The sequence below is a fragment of the Leucobacter sp. WKLB1 genome (assembly GCF_059696215.1).
Genome location: NZ_AP046115.1, coordinates 2,959,430 through 2,975,305, shown reverse-complemented (window position 1 = coordinate 2,975,305; position 15,876 = coordinate 2,959,430). Strand labels below are relative to the sequence as shown.

Here is a 15,876-nt window from a genome sequence, read left to right as displayed (position 1 = left end):
TCGTGCCGTTCGACGTGTTACTTGCGAGCTCGGTTCCTGCCTGTCCCCCCCATACCCCAGTGCGGGAACCGGGCTCGATTACTCGGGGGAGTGGTGGGTCGTTGCGGGGCATCGCGTCGCAACGACCTCGGGCGCGTCGTCGGGCCTCGCGATTACGCTGGAAACATGACTGAACTCGTCTCTGCTCAGCGTGCGGTGGAGCCGCACGACGTTGTCGACCTGATCACCGCGAAGCGCTTCGGTCGAGCCCTCGCGACCGACGAGATCGACTGGCTGGTCGATGCGTTCACGCGCGGAGTTGTCGCGCCAGAGCAGATGAGCGCGCTGCTGATGGCCATCATGATTCAGGGCATGGAGCGCGATGAGATTCGTTCGCTGACGGCCGCCATGATCGCGAGCGGTGAGCGCATGGACTTCACGGGTCTCGACCGACCCGCGATCGACAAGCATTCGACGGGCGGTGTCGGCGACAAGATCACGCTGCCGCTGGTGCCGCTGCTCGCGTCGCTCGGGGTGGCCGTGCCGCAGCTCTCGGGCCGCGGGCTGGGGCATACGGGCGGTACCCTCGACAAGCTCGAATCGATTGCCGGCTGGCAGGCAGCGCTCTCGAACGAAGAGATGCTTCGGATGCTGACGGAGGTCGGAGGCGTGATCTGTGCTGCGGGCTCGGGGCTGGCGCCGGCGGATCGCAAGATGTACGCCCTGCGTGACGTCACTGGCACCGTCGCGGCGGTGCCGCTGATCGCATCTTCGATCATGAGCAAGAAGATCGCTGAGGGGGCCGGCGGGCTGGTGCTCGACGTGAAGTTCGGTTCGGGTGCGTTTCTTCCGGACGTGGCTGACGCACGCGAATTAGCAACGACCATGGTGCGGCTCGGTGAAGACTCCGGGTTGCGTACCGTGGCGCTACTCACCGACATGGATACCCCGCTCGGCCGGGCCGTCGGCAATGCGAACGAGGTGCGCGAGTCGGTCGAGGTGCTCGCGGGCGGTGGGCCGGCTGATGTGGTCGAACTCACGCTGGCGCTGGCGCGCGAAATGCTCGACCTCGCGGGGATGCCCGATGTCGACCCGGCGCCGGCCCTTGCCGACGGCCGAGCGATGGATGCGTGGCGCGCACTCATTGCCGGCCAAGGCGGCGACCCCGATGCGGCGTTGCCCGCAGCGCACGAGCAGCACATCGTTCGCGCGGAGGCAGACGGGGTGGTGCAGCGCGTTGACGCGCGTGCGGTCGGGGTCGGTGCGTGGCGCCTCGGTGCCGGGCGCGCTCGTCCTGGCGATCCGGTCGACCACGCGGCCGGCGTCGAAGTGCTCGTGCGCCCCGGCGACCGAGTGAGCGCCGGCGACCCGCTGTTCATCGCCGCCTGCGACAATGCGGCGCGCCTGGCGCGCGGGCTCGAATCGCTCGGTGCCGCGGTCGAACTCGGTGCTTCGGCGCCACCGGTGCGCCCGCTCATCGCCGGCCGCATCGCCATCGACGACTGACGCGCTCCTCCGGATGGCGCGCGGCGCGGGTCGTCAGCGGCTTTGCGCGTGCGCGAGTTCTGCCCACGCAGTCGGGAGTGCCGCCGCGACATCTGAGGCGGTGACGGGCCGCCCCGCACCGGCCCCCGGTTCGCCTCGATCAGACGCGGCGATACGCGCAGCGCGATCGTGGAGCAGTGCGGCGGTGGCGCCGACCGGCCCCAACAACTCGGGGTTCGCACGCACGGCTGATGCGTGACCCGCGACCAGGGCTCCGAGCGCGCCCGCGAGCACATCTCCGGTACCCGCCGCGGCGAGCCATGGGGTGGCGGGGCCGGCGCGACGCACCCAGCCGCCCGGGGTCGCGCAGATCGTCACCGACCCTTTGAGCAGCACGGTCGCCCGGAGTGCGGAGGCGAGCTGCGCGGCAAGTGTGCCGCGCAGCTCGGGGTCGAGCCCGCGCGCGTCCCACGCATCGGGCAGTGCTCCCAGGTCGCTCGCGCGCCAGAGACGCTCGAATTCGCCCCCGTGCGGGGTCAGGATCGCCGCAGCGTGAGCACCCCGCGCGTCGGGCATGAGACCGGGCACGAGGTCGAGCGCGCCGGCGTCGACGACGAGCGGCGCATCCCCACCGAGCAGGGAACGCAAGTCGTCGTCTTCCGTGGCCGACCGAGTGTGCGCATCGGTGCCCGACCCGATCACCCACGCGTCGCACGATCGGCCGGTCGGCGCACCGAACACGGTTTCGGGGTGTGCAGTGAGCACGGCGGCCATAGGCGACGGCAGACCCCAGGGAGCGGGTTGTTCATCGACGGGTGGCACGTAGCGCACCATGCCCGCCCCGGCTCGCCAGGCGGCAGAAACTCCGAGCACCGCTGCACCCGGATACTGCGCGCCACCCGTGCGCATCCCCAGCACGCCGCGGCGGTATTTGTCGTCACTCGGGCCGGGCGAACGCAGCAGTGCCGCTGCGTCGGCGTCGGCCCAGCGGTCGATCATGACCCGGCCGGCTCCGACTGCAACTGCTCAAGCAGTTCGCGCACCGCGACCTCGAGCGATGCGAGCGATCGTTCGGCGGCGTCGCGGCGTTCGCGTGCGGTACCGGTCTCGTTGAACGTGTCGAGATACACCTTGAGCTTCGGCTCCGTGCCGCTCGGCCTGATCATGACGCGCGAGCCGTCGGCGAGGTCGTAGCGGAGCACGTCGGCGGGAATCTCAGCCGCGCCCGGGGTGAGGAGGTCGTGCGCCGCAGTGACGGCGACGCCGCCAAAGTCCGTCGGCGGGTGCTGCCGGATGCGCGCGGTGAGCGAGGAAGCCGCAGGCATCGACGGCAGCCGGAGGGTGACCTGCCCGCTGGCGAAGTGCCCGAAGCGCTCGCTGGCATCGTCGAGCAAGTCCCAGATCGTGCGACCCGCGGCGGCGAGCTCGCGCGCCATCGCGATCGCGTCGGCACTCGCCGAGATCCCGTCTTTGTCGCGCACCGTGCGCGGGTGGGTGAGATAGCCGAGCGCCTCTTCGAATCCGAAGATCAGCCCCGGTACGCGGGAGACCCATTTGAACCCGGACAGCGTCTCGGCGTAGGTGAGCCCGTACGCCTGGGCGACCGCGCGCAGTGCGGGCGACGACACGATCGTGCACGCGAGCGCGCCCTGCGCCGTCGTTCCCAGCTGCGCGGCCGAGGTGGTGGCACGCTCGGCCGCCCGCCACCCGAGCAGCAGCCCGAGCTCATTGCCTGTCAGCATGCGGTAGCCAGAAGGATCGTCCGAATGCGGTGCGGCGATCGCCAGGCGGTCGGCGTCGGGGTCGTGCGCGACGATGAGATCGGCTCGAGCTGCACGTGCCGTGCGCGTCGCCAAATCGAGCGCGCCCGGCTCTTCGGGGTTCGGGAAGTCGACGGTCGGAAATGCGCCGTCGGGGTGCAATTGCTCGATCACCGGGATGACGCGGGGGAGACCGGTCGCGTTGAAGACCCGCTGGGCGACGGCGGCGCCGACGCCGTGCATCGCCGTGTAGACGATGCGCAGATCAGTGTCAGAGCCCAGGGCGATACCCGGAGCGTCCGGGCGCTGAGGCAGCCCGGCGAGCACCGCGGCGGCGATCTCCGAGACGTAGGCGTCGGCGACGCCCGACCCCAGCGTCGAGAATCCGAGTGATCGCGGCAGCTCACCGACGGGTGTCTGCGCGATGCGATCGATATGCGCAGCGATCGCGGCGTCGGTTGGAGGCACGATCTGCGATCCGGCGTCGTCATCACCGAGATACACCTTGTAGCCGTTGTCGCGCGGCGGGTTGTGGCTCGCGGTGATCATGATGCCCGCCGAGACATCGAGGTGCCGCACCGCGAACGCGGTGAGCGGCGTTGGACCGGCCTCGGGCAGCAGATACACCTGCAGGCCCGCGCCGCTCATGATCTCTGCGGCATCGCGCGCGAAGATCGCGGAGCCCACGCGGCCGTCGTACCCGATCACTACGGAGGGCGCGTCGGTCGAGCCGCGTCGAGCCGCCGCATCGCGAAGATACGCGGCAAACCCCGCGCTCGTCTGCGAGACGACGACACGGTTCATGCGCTTGGGGCCGGCGCCGAGACGACCGCGGAGCCCGGCGGTGCCGAACGCGAGCCGACCGCCGAACGCCGCTTCGAGCTCGGCGGCGGCCTCGGCCGACCCGGCGGAGGCGCGCTCCACGAGGCCGCGCGCCTCGGCTCGCGTGCCCGCATCGATGTCGTGCTGCGCCCAGGTCGTCGCCTCGGCGATCAGCGCCTCGAGTGCGGCGTTCGTCTCGCTCGACGAGCGCGTCGCGCCCTCGGCCTCACGCGCCTCGCGGCGCCGCGATCCTGCCCCCGACTGCCTCATGCGGAGTCTCCCTTCACCCGGTGCATACCGAGTTCAAGCTACCACTCTGCTCCGCGTGCGAAAATGGAAGCACGGCGCCGCGAAGCGCAGTGCCCGACGAAAGGAATCGCCCATGTGCTCACCGATCCGTTGCTCGACGTGCAGCAAGGTGACGTGGCAGGGCTGCGGCTTGCACATCGAAGAGGCGCTCGCCGGGTTCTCCGCAGAGCAGCGCTGCACCTGCGAGCGCTAGCTCCTCACCGCGTCAGAGCGTTCCGGCGGTTCCGCCGCTCGGCAGCGCCGTCATGCGCGTGACGACGACGGGGCGCGCGAGCAGCCCGTCGATATCGGCATTGAGCACGCCGATCGCCGTTCCGATGGCGTGCGCATCGAGTTCTGCGGCGCTGCTCCATTTCTCGAGCATTGTCACGGTGCCGTCTTCGGCGTCGTGGATCGCGTAGAGTTCGCATCCCGATTCCTCGTGCACCGCTGCGATGCCGCGCTGCATGGCGGCGACGAGATCCGACTTGCGGCCCGGGGTGGGGTGGAAGACTGCGGTGACGATGACGGTCATTTCAGTGGTCTCCTGATGGGGTGATGGGACGGGATGTGCGCAACGCGGCAAGTGAATCAGCGACGAATGCGGAGACGGCTTCGGCTGCGGCTGCGGTGAGGCTGGCGACGTCGTCACCAGCGAGGCGCGCGGGGACGAGACCGGCAGACACGGCGTCGAGCAGGCGGCCGCGCAGTTCAGTGTTGACATTGACCTTTCCGACGCCTCTGGCCGCCGCGGCGCGCAGGTCGGCCGTCGAGATGCCGGATGCGCCGTGCAGCACCAGTGGCACCTCCGTGGCCTGCCGAATGCGTGCAAGACGGTCGTGGTCGATGCGCGGTGCTCCACGATAGGCGCCGTGCACGTTTCCGATCGACACCGCGAGCAACTGGGCTCCCGACTGCGCCACGAATCGACCGGCCTCGGCAGGGTCGGTGAACTCCGATGCATCGGCTTCCAGCTCGATCGACCGATCTTCATCGCCGGCGAGCGCGCCGAGTTCGGCCTCGATCACGGTCTGCTGCGGCAGCCGTGACCGCATCCCAGTGACGAAGGCGGCATTTTCGGCGGTACTCAGGGCGGACCCGTCGACGAGCACCGCGTCGGCTCCCGCCGCGACGGACCGCGCGATCAGATCGCCGTCGGTCGCGTGATCCAACTGCACGCAGACCGCGACCGACGCGGCATCCGCCATGCCGCGCAGCGCGGAGATCAGCGCGGCGCCCCGCTCTCGCCCCGCGGCGACGGGAGGCACGAGCAGCACGACGGGGGTGCCCGCGCGCTCGGCGCCGCCGATGATCGCATCTGCGGTGGCGAGGTCGTAGCAGGTGTAGGCGCCGAGCGCTCCGTGATCAGCAATCGCCGCACGCGCGAGGGCGTCGAGGCGAGCCCTCACGCGTGCAGGCCGACCGCGTCGAGCACGTCGAGCAGTGCGTCGGGGCCGCCGACATTGCCCGGCACGACCACATACCGCAGGCTGCGCCCATCGCGGCCGATCATCTGCCACACGGAGATTCCGGGGAGCACCTGGCCGAGCACGCGTGCGCGCCGGGCCCCCAGCCCGCTCGTCGCCACCTCAGCCGAGGTGATGCCGCCCTTCGAGATCACGGTCGTGACATGCGGCTGCAGGTCGCTGACGGCGGTCGTCAGCGCCGTCATGACGCGCTCGCCGTGATCGAGCGTGCCGTGCGCCGCGGAGCGCTTGCGCTCGGTCATGACGAACGCGAGCGGGCGCGAGGCGAGCGCCGACTCGGCCGCGGCCGCGGCTGCGTGCCCGGCGGTGGCGGCGTCGTCGAGCGCCAGTTCGGTCGATACGATTGCGGGATCGCCGAAGCGGTCGATCACGCCGGCGATCTGCGCACTCGCACCATCGGTGTGCGATCCGCAGACGAGCAGCACGTTGCCCGGTTCGCGCTCGATCGGCGTTGGGAGCAGCCCGGCACTCACTACGCCGGCCAACTCGGCGGCGAGTGGAGACGCCGAGCGCACCACGATGCGGGCTCCCGCGTGGGCGGCGGCGTCGGTGGCCAGTGCGATGAGGTGGATGTCGCCATTGGTGACGGCATCGGGAATGACGACCGAGCCGGGGGCGGCCGACGTGAGGATGTCGGCGAAGCGCCCCTCACGGACGTCGGCCAGTGTGGCGGCCACTGCTGGGCGTGACGACTTTTCGGTGACGTAGTCGGCGAGCACGCCGGTCGAGAACGGGAACACGGGATCTGCCGCGTATTCGCTCTCGTGAGCGGGGACATCGACGCCGTCGATGCGCACGTAGTGCACGCCGTCGCGCGTCGTGCGCCCTCCATCGGGGAACGACGGGACGAAGAGCATCACCGAGCGATCGTCGAGCAGCACCTCGGTCTCTGCGAACACGTGACCGCGCAGCGTCGAGTCGCCGCGCAGCACGAAGCGCACCTCGGCGCCGAGCCGCTCAGCCGCAGCGAGTCCGTCTGCGCGCACGCGCTCGACGAACGCGACCGCCTCGTGCTCAGGAAGCGCGCGACTGTTGGTCTGCACGTACACCGCGTCTTCGCTCGACAGCACGTCGAAGATGGCGTCGGCGTCGCTCTGCAGCAGAACGGTCGCGTCGGTCACCGACTGCGTGCCGGTCGGGTCGTCGTCGAGCACGATGGTCTTCATGGGGTCCTTCTTCGCTGCTGGGGTGCGGAACACCGCCTCGGGGATGCCCGAGGCGGAAGCGGCCGGGTGCATTCCCGTGCCTGAGGGCCCTGGTGCGGAGCCTGCCCGCTCCGCACCAGGGGGATCGGGCTACTTGCCCGCGATGATGGCGTCGACTTCAGCGCGTTCGCGCTTGCCCCAGGTCTCCTTGGTGACGAGGGCGCCGATGAGGCCGAGCACGCCGCAACCGGCGTAGACGAGGGCGACGCCGCCCCACCCGAGGGGAATGGCGATGGCCGCGGCGATCATCGGGATGAAGCCCGAGATGGCTGCCGAGAACTGGTAGCCGATCGATGCGCCGGAGGTGCGGGTGTTCGCGTTGAAGAGCTCCGAGAACCAGGCGCCCTGGGTGCCGGCGAGCGAATCGTGCACGATCGCCATACCGAAGATGTAGACGAAGACGATCAGGTAGGGAATGCCGGTGTTGACCAGGAGGAACATCGGGAACGCGAACGCGATCAGCGCGAGCGTGCCGAAGATGTAGACCGGACGGCGACCGATGCGATCGGAGAGCGCACCGAAGAGAATCGTCGTGCCGAGGCCGAGCGCGGCGGCGATGATGAGGCCGGTGAGCGCGATCGCGCGCTCGGTAATGGGCTGATCGCCGCTCGTCAGGTACGACAGCATGTAGGTCACGATGACGTAGAAGCCGCCCGACTCGGCGAGGCGCAGCGCGATGACGCGCAGCACGGTGCGCCAGTCCTTGCGGAAGACCTCGATGATGGGGTTCTTCACCGTCTCACCGGCGGCCTTGACCTCTTCGAACTCGGGGGATTCGGAGACCTTGGCGCGGATGATGAGGCCGGCGATGATGAGCACGGCCGAGAGCAGGAAGGGCAGACGCCAGGCGAGCTCGCTGTCGAGCGTCGACGACCACAGGAAGACGAGGTTCGCGAGCAGCAGACCGAGTGGCACACCGGCCTGGGGAATGGCGGTGTACTTGCCGCGCTTCTTCCACGGCGCGTGCTCGAAGGTCATCAGGATCGCGCCGCCCCATTCGGCACCGAATGCGATGCCCTGGATGACGCGGATGAGGGTGAGGAGGATCGGCGCAAGGAGGCCCACCTGCGCGTAGGTCGGCAGCACGCCGATGAGCACCGTCGAGATGCCCATGAGCAGGAGTGCGCCGACGAGCACCGGTTTGCGGCCGATGCGGTCGCCGAGGTAGCCGCCGATGAGGCCGCCGAGGGGGCGCATGGCGAAGCCGATCCCGAACGTACCGAAGGCCAGCAGCACACCCATGACCGGATCTTCTGCGTGGAAGAAGGCGTCGTTGAAGTAGAGCGCGGCTGCGGTGCCGTAGGCCAGGAAGTCGTAGTTCTCGATCGTCGTGCCGACGGCACTGCCGATCGCGGTGCGCATCTTGTCGGGCGAACCGTCGCGTGCGCGATCGCGCGCTGGCGCGGTGGTCGTGGTGGCGGTCATTCGGTATCTCCTTTGATAGTGAGCCGGTCGGCTCCTGTGCAGTACAGGTGCCGACCGCTTGACTCACGTCAGGGAGGCACCCTCGTCACGAAGGTTGAAGTTGTAGAAATCTGCGATGTGGCGGCGAACGAGCTGTTTCGCCCCGTTCGCGTCACGATCGGTGATGGCCTGGAGGATGGCCCGGTGCTCCGACCGGACCGTCTTGGCGGTGTGCCGCCAATCTTCGAGTTGCGCGTAGACCTCGACCATCTGGAGGTGGATGGCCGATCTCAGCGAGCCCATGAAGTGAGCGGTGAGGCGGTTGCCCGCGGACTGGGCGATTCTCAGATGGAATAGGGCATCGAGCCGGTTGAATTCAGCCGAATCGATGTCGCTGCTGTCCATCTGGTCGAGGATCGCGGCGAGCTCGTTGAGGTCAGCGTCTTCGGCGCGATAGGCGGCTTCCTCCACGCTCCATGACTCGAGAGTCATGCGGGTCTCGAGAATCTCTTGCCAGCTGAAATGCGCGAGCGCGATCTCCAGCTTGAGGAGGTTCACCAGGCCACCGCCCGGCGAGCCCTCGAGCACCGCACCCCCGTCGGCTCCACCGCGGCGGATGTCGACGACCCCGAGCGCTTCGAGCACTCGGAGCGACTCCCGCAGCGACGGCCGAGAGACCCCCAGGGAGGAGGCCAGCTCCCGCTCGCTGGGGAGCCGGTCTCCTGCCTTCAGTCTCCCGTCGAGGATTCGCTCCTCGATCTGGCCCATGACCTGTTCGTAGGTGCGGATGCGCTGAACTGGTTCCCATCCATCGTTCGCGTCGGCCACGCAGGGACTCCTTCGATTCCTGGTTGCCGAAAGTGGCAACCGTTCGCGAACCCATCGTAGTCAACGCTCGGATCGCGACTAGTTCGCAGCGGTGTTCAGTGCGGCGTGCTCGGCGCGGAACTCGGTTTCGAGCTGGCGACGGATCTGCACTGCGAACTGAGACTCGTCGAGCTCGACGTCGTTCCACGACACGATCGCGTCCTTGGGGACATCGCGGATGAGCTTCGCGCCGTGCGCGAGGCCGAGGGGCAGCGCGTGGTGCTCCAGCGACTTCGATGCGGGAGCGAGCTTGCCGAAGACGGTGTAGCCGCCCTCGCCGTCGAGCGTCTCGCCAGCGCGCAGATCCTTCTTCGCAGTCGTGACCACGTCGCCGCGGAAGCCCGTCGGTGCGCCGGTGGCCTCGCCGCGAGTCACCGCAGCGGCGATCGAGACGCCGAGCTCCAGTCCGATCATGTGGTACGGGCGGTAGAGCGAGCCGTAGCGACCGGTGGCATCGGTGTGCACGCCGTACTCGGCGAAGCACTGCACGGCGTAGTCGGTGACCGCCTCGAAGGTGACGTAGACGCCCCAACGCAGGTTGTCGGGGACCTCGGTGCCGTCGCGGTACATGCTCGATGCGATTTCAACCGTGCCGCGGCGGCTCAGCGAGCCTCCGAGCGCCTGCTCGCGGAAGACCGTGGGCAGATCATCCTTGCTGGCGGCGGGGAAGAGCAGGCCCTCTTCCTGCGGCAGCAGACCGGTACCGTTGGCGACGGCGGCCATTTCAATCGCCGACTTCGTGCCGTCGAGGAACGAGTTGAACATCTTCGGGTTGTAGTCGCCCGACGCGAGCTGCTCGTCGGTGAAGCCGTAGTAGTCCCACACGGTGTCGGGGGTGGAGTAGTTGTACTCGGGGAGGTACTTGGTGCCCTTGCCGGCAGCAACGACGTCGAAGCCCACCATGCGGCACCAGTCGACGAGCTCGCAGATCAGCGCGGGCTGGTCGCCGTACGCCATCGAGTAGATGACGCCCTTCTCCTGCGCGCGGCGCTGCAGGATCGGCCCCACCATGCAGTCGGCCTCCACGTTGACCATGACGACGTGCTTGCCGTGGTCGATCGCGGTGACGGCGTGGTAGGTGCCGACGAGCGGGTTGCCGGTGATCTCGAGGATGACCTCGACGGCTGGGTGGGTAATGAGCGCCGTCGAATCATCGATGACGGCGGTGCCGCCAGTGCGCACGGCCTCGTCGAGCGACGCTGCGGCGTAGCGCTCAGCGGGCCAGCCGGTGCGATCGAGCGCTGCCTTCGCCTTGGGGACGTTGATGTCGGCGACGCCGACCACGTGGATTGTGGGGGAGCCCACGGCCTGCGTGAGGAACATGGATGCGAACTTGCCGGCGCCGATGACGCCGACCCGAACGGGTCCGGATGCAGCGGTGCGCTGCTGCATGAGGCTGAAGAGATTCATCGTTGGACTCCTTACCGTCGCCGAAGCGAAATGCTGTTCGATGAGGCGGAAAAGTCGTCTCGATCGCTCGTTGGTCAATGGTCAAACCATCGATCACTGATGTTAGGTGATGGTCTGACCATCAGCAAGATGTCGAAAGTGTTGCGAATGCGTTTCCGGCAGAAAGACGCGGATCTCTCGCAAAAGTTGTCCGGGGGTGTGCGAAGCGAACGGATCTTGCCAATGTCCGAACATATGTGGTCGCGGGGAGGTGATGAAGCCCCCGGTGTTGTGCGGAGTGGAGGTCTGCGCAGACACGAAAACGGGCCCGGTGCACCTGATGCGGTGCTCCGGGCCCGGAGTGTCTCGGCCGAACTATTCGGCGAGCACGACGCTCAATGCGGTTGCCGCGCGATACCCCGACGCGACCGCGCCCGAGAGCGATTGCGCGAGGCCGGTGTGCTCGCCGGCGATGGCGACGCGGCCGGCGGCTTGTTCGAAGACGCGCGCGTCGTCTTCGCTCCAGTCCAGGCCGGGCGCGGTGTATGAGCCCTGCGTCCACGGGTCGTCGGCCAAGGTGGTCAAGAGCACATCTCCGTCGATCTCGAGCTCGGGGCGCATGCTGCGGAGCGCCGCGGTCCATCCCTGCGGCCCGTGCTCGACATCGAGCGCATCGAGCGCGAACGGGCCGCCCGCGAACGACGAGAGCGCGTTGATGCGGTGCTCTCCGTCTTGCGAGAGGGATCGCCAGGACCACCAGGTGTGGTCGGGGTTTTGAAGCGCGATGTCGTCATCGACGCGCGACAACGGCACGCCGAGTTTCGCGGCCACGCCCATGAATCGATGGTCGAGCGCTGTCTGCTGGTCTGCGGGGAGCGCGAAGCCGAGATCGAGCGTGCGAAGTATGGGGAGCGGAACGGCGATGACCGCTGCGTCGCCGTCGAGGCGGGACCCGTCGGCGAGGTGCACCTGCACGCCCGAAGCCGACTGTTCCACGCCCGTGATGGGGTGCTCGCGGCGCACGCGATCTCCGAGTCGACGCGCCAGCTCGATCGCCAGCGATTGGTTGCCGCCGAACAAGCGGCCCCCGTCTTCGATGTAGCCGTCGACCGTCGATGACTCGTGCAGCAGCACGGCTTCGGCGCTCACGCGCGAGGGGTCGGCGGCGGCGGAGGTCGTTGTTCGGCGGTAGACCGGGTCGAGTCGATACTCGTTCCCGAGCGCCTCCGCGAATGCGCGCTCCAGTGATACCCGCTCTTCTCCATCGGCGAGCATGCGCTGCAGGGTGGCGGTAATGCGCGCGGTGGTGCTGCCGAGCTCGGCGAAGTCGATGATGAGGCCGTTGACGGTGCGCCGACCGTAGCGCACGTTGTGGGAGAGGATCGGAACCCCGACTTCTGCGGCCAGTCGCCTGATGGGAAATTCGGTCGGAAAGATGTACTCGCCGCCGCGTTCGGTGATCTCGCCGTTGCCGAGCCGCTCGGACCAGGTACGGCCCCCGACCCGGTCGCGTGCCTCGAGCACTGTGCACCGGTGCCCCGACTTCTCGAGTTCCCAGGCAGCGGTGAGGCCTGCCAGGCCGGCTCCGATGACGACGACGTGCATGTCGATTCCTCCTTGAATCGTGACGCGTTTCGCTGAACGTTCTGTTCAGTGGTATGCGGCTCACTGTACAGTCGGCGTTCTGCATCCGCAATGACGAACGCCCGCGGGGCCACCGGTTCGGCGGCTCCGCGGGCGTTCTCGCTCGTGCGGGGCGGTGAGATCAGGCCTCGATGTCGACGCCCTTGGTCTCGCGGGTGAGGAGCAGTGACACGAACGTCACCAGCGCTGCCGCTGAGAGGTAGATGCCGACGAGCAGCGGGCTGCCGTCTGCGAGCCCCCACAGCCACACGGCGACGATGGGTGCGAGGGCGGCGCCGAGAATCGACGACACGTTGTAGGCGACGGCCGAACCGGTGTAGCGCACGTTGGTCGGGAACATCTCGGGCAGGAACGCGCCCATCGGCCCGAAGGTGAGCCCCATGAGGGTGAAGCCGAGTGCCAGGAAGAACATGACGAGCGGGGTGCTGCCGCCACCGAGCAGTGGCACGAACGTGAACCCGAACACCACGATTGCGGCGGTGACCACGAGCAGCGTCTTGCGTCGGCCGAAGCGATCGGCGAAGGGCCCGGAGACGAGCGTGAAGATGCCGAAGAAGATCACGCCGAAGACGAGCATCAGGATGAACTCGTTGTAGGTGTAGCCGAGGCCCGGCACGTAGCTCGCAGCGTCGAAGGGCGTACCGGCTGCCTCGGCTGCCTTCTGGGCGGCTTCGGCGCCTGGGCGGGTGCCGTAGGTCAGCGTGAACGAGGTCATGAGGTAGAAGAGCACGTAGGTCGCGAGCATCGCAAAGGTGCCGAGGATCAGGCCCTTCCAGTGGAAGCGGAACGCGGTGGCGATCGGCATGCGCTTGACCTCGCCCGTCTGCTTCGCCTGCTCGAATGCCTTCGATTCGACGAGCTTCAGGCGCACCCAGAGGCCCACGATCACCATGACGGCGGAGAACAGGAACGGGATTCGCCAGCCCCACTCAAGGAATGCGGTCGAGGGCTGGCCGGGGTTTGCCGGGTCGGCGAGCAGGTGATTGATCACGAAGAACAGCATGTTCGCGATGATGAAGCCGATGGGGGCACCGAGCTGCGGGAAGGTGCCGTACCAGGCACGCTTGCCCTCAGGGGCGTTCTCGGTCGCCACGAGGGCGGCGCCCGACCACTCGCCGCCCAGGGCGAACCCCTGTGCGAGACGCATGATCAGCAGCAGGGCTGCGGCCCAGGCCCCGACCTGCGCGTGGGTGGGGAGAATGCCGATGGCGAAGGTCGCAATGCCCATGGTGATGAGCGAGGCGACCAAGGTTGTCTTGCGGCCGAGCCGGTCGCCGAGGTGCCCGAAGAAGATGGCGCCGACGGGGCGCGCGAGCATGGCGGCGCCGAAGGTCGCGAACGAGGCGAGCAGTGCCGTCGTCTCGTTGCCGGTCGGGAAGAAGAGGTGCGGGAACACGAGTACGGCGGCGGTCGCGTAGACGTAGAAGTCGTAGAACTCGATCGTCGTGCCGACGAGGCTCGCGAGAATGACGCGCGCCGGCGTATTGCGCGGCTGGGTCGGGGCAGAAGAAGTGGTGGCTGACACGGTATGGCTTTCAGAGCGATTGCGTAAGTGCGTGCAGCTCAGTCCCGGATCAGGCTCAGTGCGCGACGTCGGGCGTGTGTGCTTGTGGCAGACCACGCCATGATACGCGCGATTCACGTCGAATTCACATCTGGGGGTCCCGCCGCATCACGTTTGCATCACGTGCTTGCAGGAGTGGAGTCGCGACTGTACAGTGATGCGAAAGTCACTGAACATGATGTTCAGTATCCGCGACGATGCGGTGCAGCGGTTCGAGGAGGAACCCATGACGTCAGATCACGCGCTCGAACTCGGCAAGCGTGTCGCAGCGCTCCGCGAGGTTCGGGGAATGAGTCTCCGCTCGCTCGCCGCCGCCGCCGGAGTCAGCTCCAGCTTCCTCAGTCAACTCGAGAATGCGCGCACCAATGCCAGCGTCGCGTCGCTGCGCAAGATCGCGGTGGCACTCGGCGTCTCGCCGGCGCAGCTGCTCGACGACAAGCTCGTGCACACACGTGGCGTGCTGCGCGCGGCGGACCGCCCGACCTATCCACTGGAAGGCGCTGACAAGTACGTGATCTCGCTCCCGCCGCTGCGCAATCTCGAGATTTACGCGGGTCACTTCGAACCCGGGAGCTCGACGGGAGCCGACCCCTACACCCACGGTCAGTCCCAGGAATTCCTCCTCGTGACCGCGGGCGAAGTGGAGCTCGAACTCGGAGACGAGCGGTACACCCTGCGCGAGGACGACTCGATCGAGTTCTTGAGCTCCGTGCCGCACCGCGTCGCCAATGTTTCGGACGCCTCCGCGAAGGTGATCTGGATCAACAGTCCGCCGACACCCGTGGAGGACGCGCACGGCGACTGACGCACGACCGCACCACCCCTGCTGCACCGACATGACCATCAATGGAGAGGCCACATCATGAAGACAGGAATCATTCGGAAGTTTACGACCGGCGTCGCGATGCTCGGAGCCGGAGCGCTGCTCGTCGGCTGTTCGGCCGGCGGCCCGGCCGCCGATATCGATCTCGGCGATGGCCCGGCTGAGGCCGGCGTCGTCAAGGAAGGCGCTCTCGACGGCCCAACCTCACGTTCGTGTCGTGGGGTGGAGTGTTCCAGGAAGGCCAGATGGAGGCTGCGGGCACGCCGTTCGCGCAGGCATCGGGAGCAAACGTGCTGGAGGACGGCCCGACGGAGTACGCGAAGGTCAAAGCGCAGGTCGACAACAACGCCGTGACCTGGGACGTCGTCGACACCGACATCATTTGGGCGCAGAAGCAGTGCGGCGAAGACGGCCTGCTGCAAGACATCGACACGAGCATCGTCGACGTGTCGAAGGTGCCGGAAGGTCTGGTGGGCGACTGCTACGTGCCGGCGATGCAGTACGGCTACGTCATCTTGTACAACGCAGACAAGTACCCGACGGCTCCGACCGGCTGGGCCGACTTCTACGACACCGAGAAGTTCCCGGGCAAGCGGGCGATCGCGGGGTTCGAAGACATCGGGCCGGGCGTGTACGAGGGCGCGTTGCTGGCCGACGGAGTCGCTCCCGACGACCTGTACCCGCTCGACATGGATCGCGCCTACCAGGGGCTCGATAAAATCCGCGACAGCCTGATCTACTGGAAGACGGGTGCCGAGTCGCAGCAGATGATCGAGTCGGGGGAGGCCGATATGGCGCTCGTCTGGTCGGGTCGCGGCTACGCCGCTGTGGCGAACGGCGCGAACTACAAGCCGATCTGGAACCAGGCACTGCAGATCACCGAGGCGCTGGGTGTGCCGAAGGGTGCCGCGAACCCGCAGGCGTCGATGGCGTTCCTGAACTACTACCTCGGCAAGGAGCAGCAGGAGAAGCTCACCGAGCTCACCTCGTACTCGCCCGTCAACACCGATGCGCAGCCGAACCTCGACGCGCTCGGCAAGGAGTTCCTGACGACCGAGCCCGCGATCGCCGAGCAGATGGTCGCAACCGACGCGAAGTGGTGGGCCGAGAACTACGACTCCGAGCTCGAGCGCTGGATGACCTGGCTGCAGGGATGAGC

General features: G+C 67.9%; 14 protein-coding genes. 4 read left to right on the top strand and 10 right to left on the bottom strand.

What is annotated here, in order from left to right:
- Positions 1–165: 165 nt before the first annotated feature.
- Positions 166–1,485: a thymidine phosphorylase gene (locus ACZF5Y_RS13630; RefSeq protein ID WP_497533214.1), complete on the top strand. Its 1,320-nt coding sequence runs from the start codon at positions 166–168 to the stop codon at positions 1,483–1,485.
- A gap of 33 nt (positions 1,486–1,518) precedes the next feature.
- Here the strand turns inward: ACZF5Y_RS13630 and ACZF5Y_RS13625 are convergent, their stop codons facing one another.
- Together ACZF5Y_RS13625 and ACZF5Y_RS13620 are read right to left on the bottom strand one after the other, a co-directional pair.
- Complete coding sequence (locus tag ACZF5Y_RS13625) at positions 1,519–2,463, bottom strand: ADP-dependent NAD(P)H-hydrate dehydratase (protein ID WP_497533213.1); 945 nt, start codon at positions 2,461–2,463, stop codon at positions 1,519–1,521.
- On the bottom strand, positions 2,460–4,316 hold the full coding sequence (locus ACZF5Y_RS13620) for a phospho-sugar mutase (protein WP_497533211.1): 1,857 nt from the start codon (positions 4,314–4,316) through the stop codon (positions 2,460–2,462). The genes ACZF5Y_RS13625 and ACZF5Y_RS13620 overlap by 4 nt, the downstream gene beginning before the upstream one ends.
- Between ACZF5Y_RS13620 and ACZF5Y_RS13615 the strand changes: the two genes are divergently transcribed.
- Complete coding sequence (locus ACZF5Y_RS13615) at positions 4,315–4,548, top strand: DUF8730 family Cys-rich protein (RefSeq protein WP_497533209.1); 234 nt, start codon at positions 4,315–4,317, stop codon at positions 4,546–4,548. The genes ACZF5Y_RS13620 and ACZF5Y_RS13615 overlap by 2 nt on opposite strands.
- A 12-nt stretch (positions 4,549–4,560) precedes the next feature.
- Here the strand turns inward: ACZF5Y_RS13615 and ACZF5Y_RS13610 are convergent, their stop codons facing one another.
- From ACZF5Y_RS13610 to ACZF5Y_RS13575, 8 genes are all read right to left on the bottom strand, one after another.
- Positions 4,561–4,869 (bottom strand): putative quinol monooxygenase, encoded by a 309-nt coding sequence (locus ACZF5Y_RS13610; protein ID WP_497533207.1) that lies wholly within the window; start codon positions 4,867–4,869, stop codon positions 4,561–4,563.
- A 1-nt stretch (position 4,870) separates the two neighbouring features.
- Positions 4,871–5,743 carry a class II fructose-bisphosphate aldolase gene (locus ACZF5Y_RS13605; protein WP_497533206.1) on the bottom strand — a complete coding sequence of 291 codons (873 nt, stop codon included), beginning with the start codon at positions 5,741–5,743 and terminating at the stop codon, positions 4,871–4,873.
- A complete protein-coding gene (locus tag ACZF5Y_RS13600; protein ID WP_497533204.1) occupies positions 5,740–7,059 on the bottom strand; it encodes a four-carbon acid sugar kinase family protein in 1,320 nt (439 codons plus the stop codon). The genes ACZF5Y_RS13605 and ACZF5Y_RS13600 overlap by 4 nt, the downstream gene beginning before the upstream one ends.
- 57 nt (positions 7,060–7,116) lie before the next feature.
- The gene (locus ACZF5Y_RS13595; protein ID WP_497533202.1) at positions 7,117–8,451 is read right to left on the bottom strand and encodes an MFS transporter; all 1,335 of its coding nucleotides are present in this window, start codon (positions 8,449–8,451) and stop codon (positions 7,117–7,119) included.
- A gap of 63 nt (positions 8,452–8,514) precedes the next feature.
- Positions 8,515–9,258 carry a FadR/GntR family transcriptional regulator gene (locus tag ACZF5Y_RS13590; protein WP_497533200.1) on the bottom strand — a complete coding sequence of 248 codons (744 nt, stop codon included), beginning with the start codon at positions 9,256–9,258 and terminating at the stop codon, positions 8,515–8,517.
- 78 nt (positions 9,259–9,336) lie between these two features.
- A complete protein-coding gene (locus tag ACZF5Y_RS13585; protein WP_497533199.1) occupies positions 9,337–10,707 on the bottom strand; it encodes an NAD(P)H-dependent oxidoreductase in 1,371 nt (456 codons plus the stop codon).
- A 354-nt stretch (positions 10,708–11,061) separates the two neighbouring features.
- Positions 11,062–12,291, bottom strand: a complete 1,230-nt coding sequence (locus ACZF5Y_RS13580) for a flavin monoamine oxidase family protein (protein WP_497533197.1) — start codon at positions 12,289–12,291, stop codon at positions 11,062–11,064.
- A gap of 160 nt (positions 12,292–12,451) precedes the next feature.
- On the bottom strand, positions 12,452–13,855 hold the full coding sequence (locus ACZF5Y_RS13575) for an MFS transporter (protein ID WP_497533196.1): 1,404 nt from the start codon (positions 13,853–13,855) through the stop codon (positions 12,452–12,454).
- Between the two features lie 265 nt (positions 13,856–14,120).
- On the opposite strand from ACZF5Y_RS13575, the gene ACZF5Y_RS13570 reads away from it, so the two are divergent.
- Positions 14,121–14,699, top strand: coding sequence for a helix-turn-helix domain-containing protein (locus ACZF5Y_RS13570; RefSeq protein ID WP_497533195.1), 579 nt, complete (start codon positions 14,121–14,123; stop codon positions 14,697–14,699).
- Positions 14,700–14,929: 230 nt separating this feature from the next.
- On the top strand, positions 14,930–15,874 hold the full coding sequence (locus ACZF5Y_RS13565) for an ABC transporter substrate-binding protein (RefSeq protein WP_497533193.1): 945 nt from the start codon (positions 14,930–14,932) through the stop codon (positions 15,872–15,874).
- Positions 15,875–15,876 lie beyond the last annotated feature (2 nt).

Coding starts and splice junctions, on each gene's coding strand:
- ACZF5Y_RS13630 (WP_497533214.1), top strand. CDS start 166: ATGACTGAACTCGTCTCTGCTCAGCGTGCGGTGGAGCCGCACGACGTT.
- ACZF5Y_RS13625 (WP_497533213.1), bottom strand. CDS start 2,463: ATGATCGACCGCTGGGCCGACGCCGACGCAGCGGCACTGCTGCGTTCG.
- ACZF5Y_RS13615 (WP_497533209.1), top strand. CDS start 4,315: ATGCGGAGTCTCCCTTCACCCGGTGCATACCGAGTTCAAGCTACCACT.
- ACZF5Y_RS13620 (WP_497533211.1), bottom strand. CDS start 4,316: ATGAGGCAGTCGGGGGCAGGATCGCGGCGCCGCGAGGCGCGTGAGGCC.
- ACZF5Y_RS13610 (WP_497533207.1), bottom strand. CDS start 4,869: ATGACCGTCATCGTCACCGCAGTCTTCCACCCCACCCCGGGCCGCAAG.
- ACZF5Y_RS13600 (WP_497533204.1), bottom strand. CDS start 7,059: ATGCACCCGGCCGCTTCCGCCTCGGGCATCCCCGAGGCGGTGTTCCGC.
- ACZF5Y_RS13595 (WP_497533202.1), bottom strand. CDS start 8,451: ATGACCGCCACCACGACCACCGCGCCAGCGCGCGATCGCGCACGCGAC.
- ACZF5Y_RS13585 (WP_497533199.1), bottom strand. CDS start 10,707: ATGAATCTCTTCAGCCTCATGCAGCAGCGCACCGCTGCATCCGGACCC.
- ACZF5Y_RS13580 (WP_497533197.1), bottom strand. CDS start 12,291: ATGCACGTCGTCGTCATCGGAGCCGGCCTGGCAGGCCTCACCGCTGCC.
- ACZF5Y_RS13570 (WP_497533195.1), top strand. CDS start 14,121: ATGACGTCAGATCACGCGCTCGAACTCGGCAAGCGTGTCGCAGCGCTC.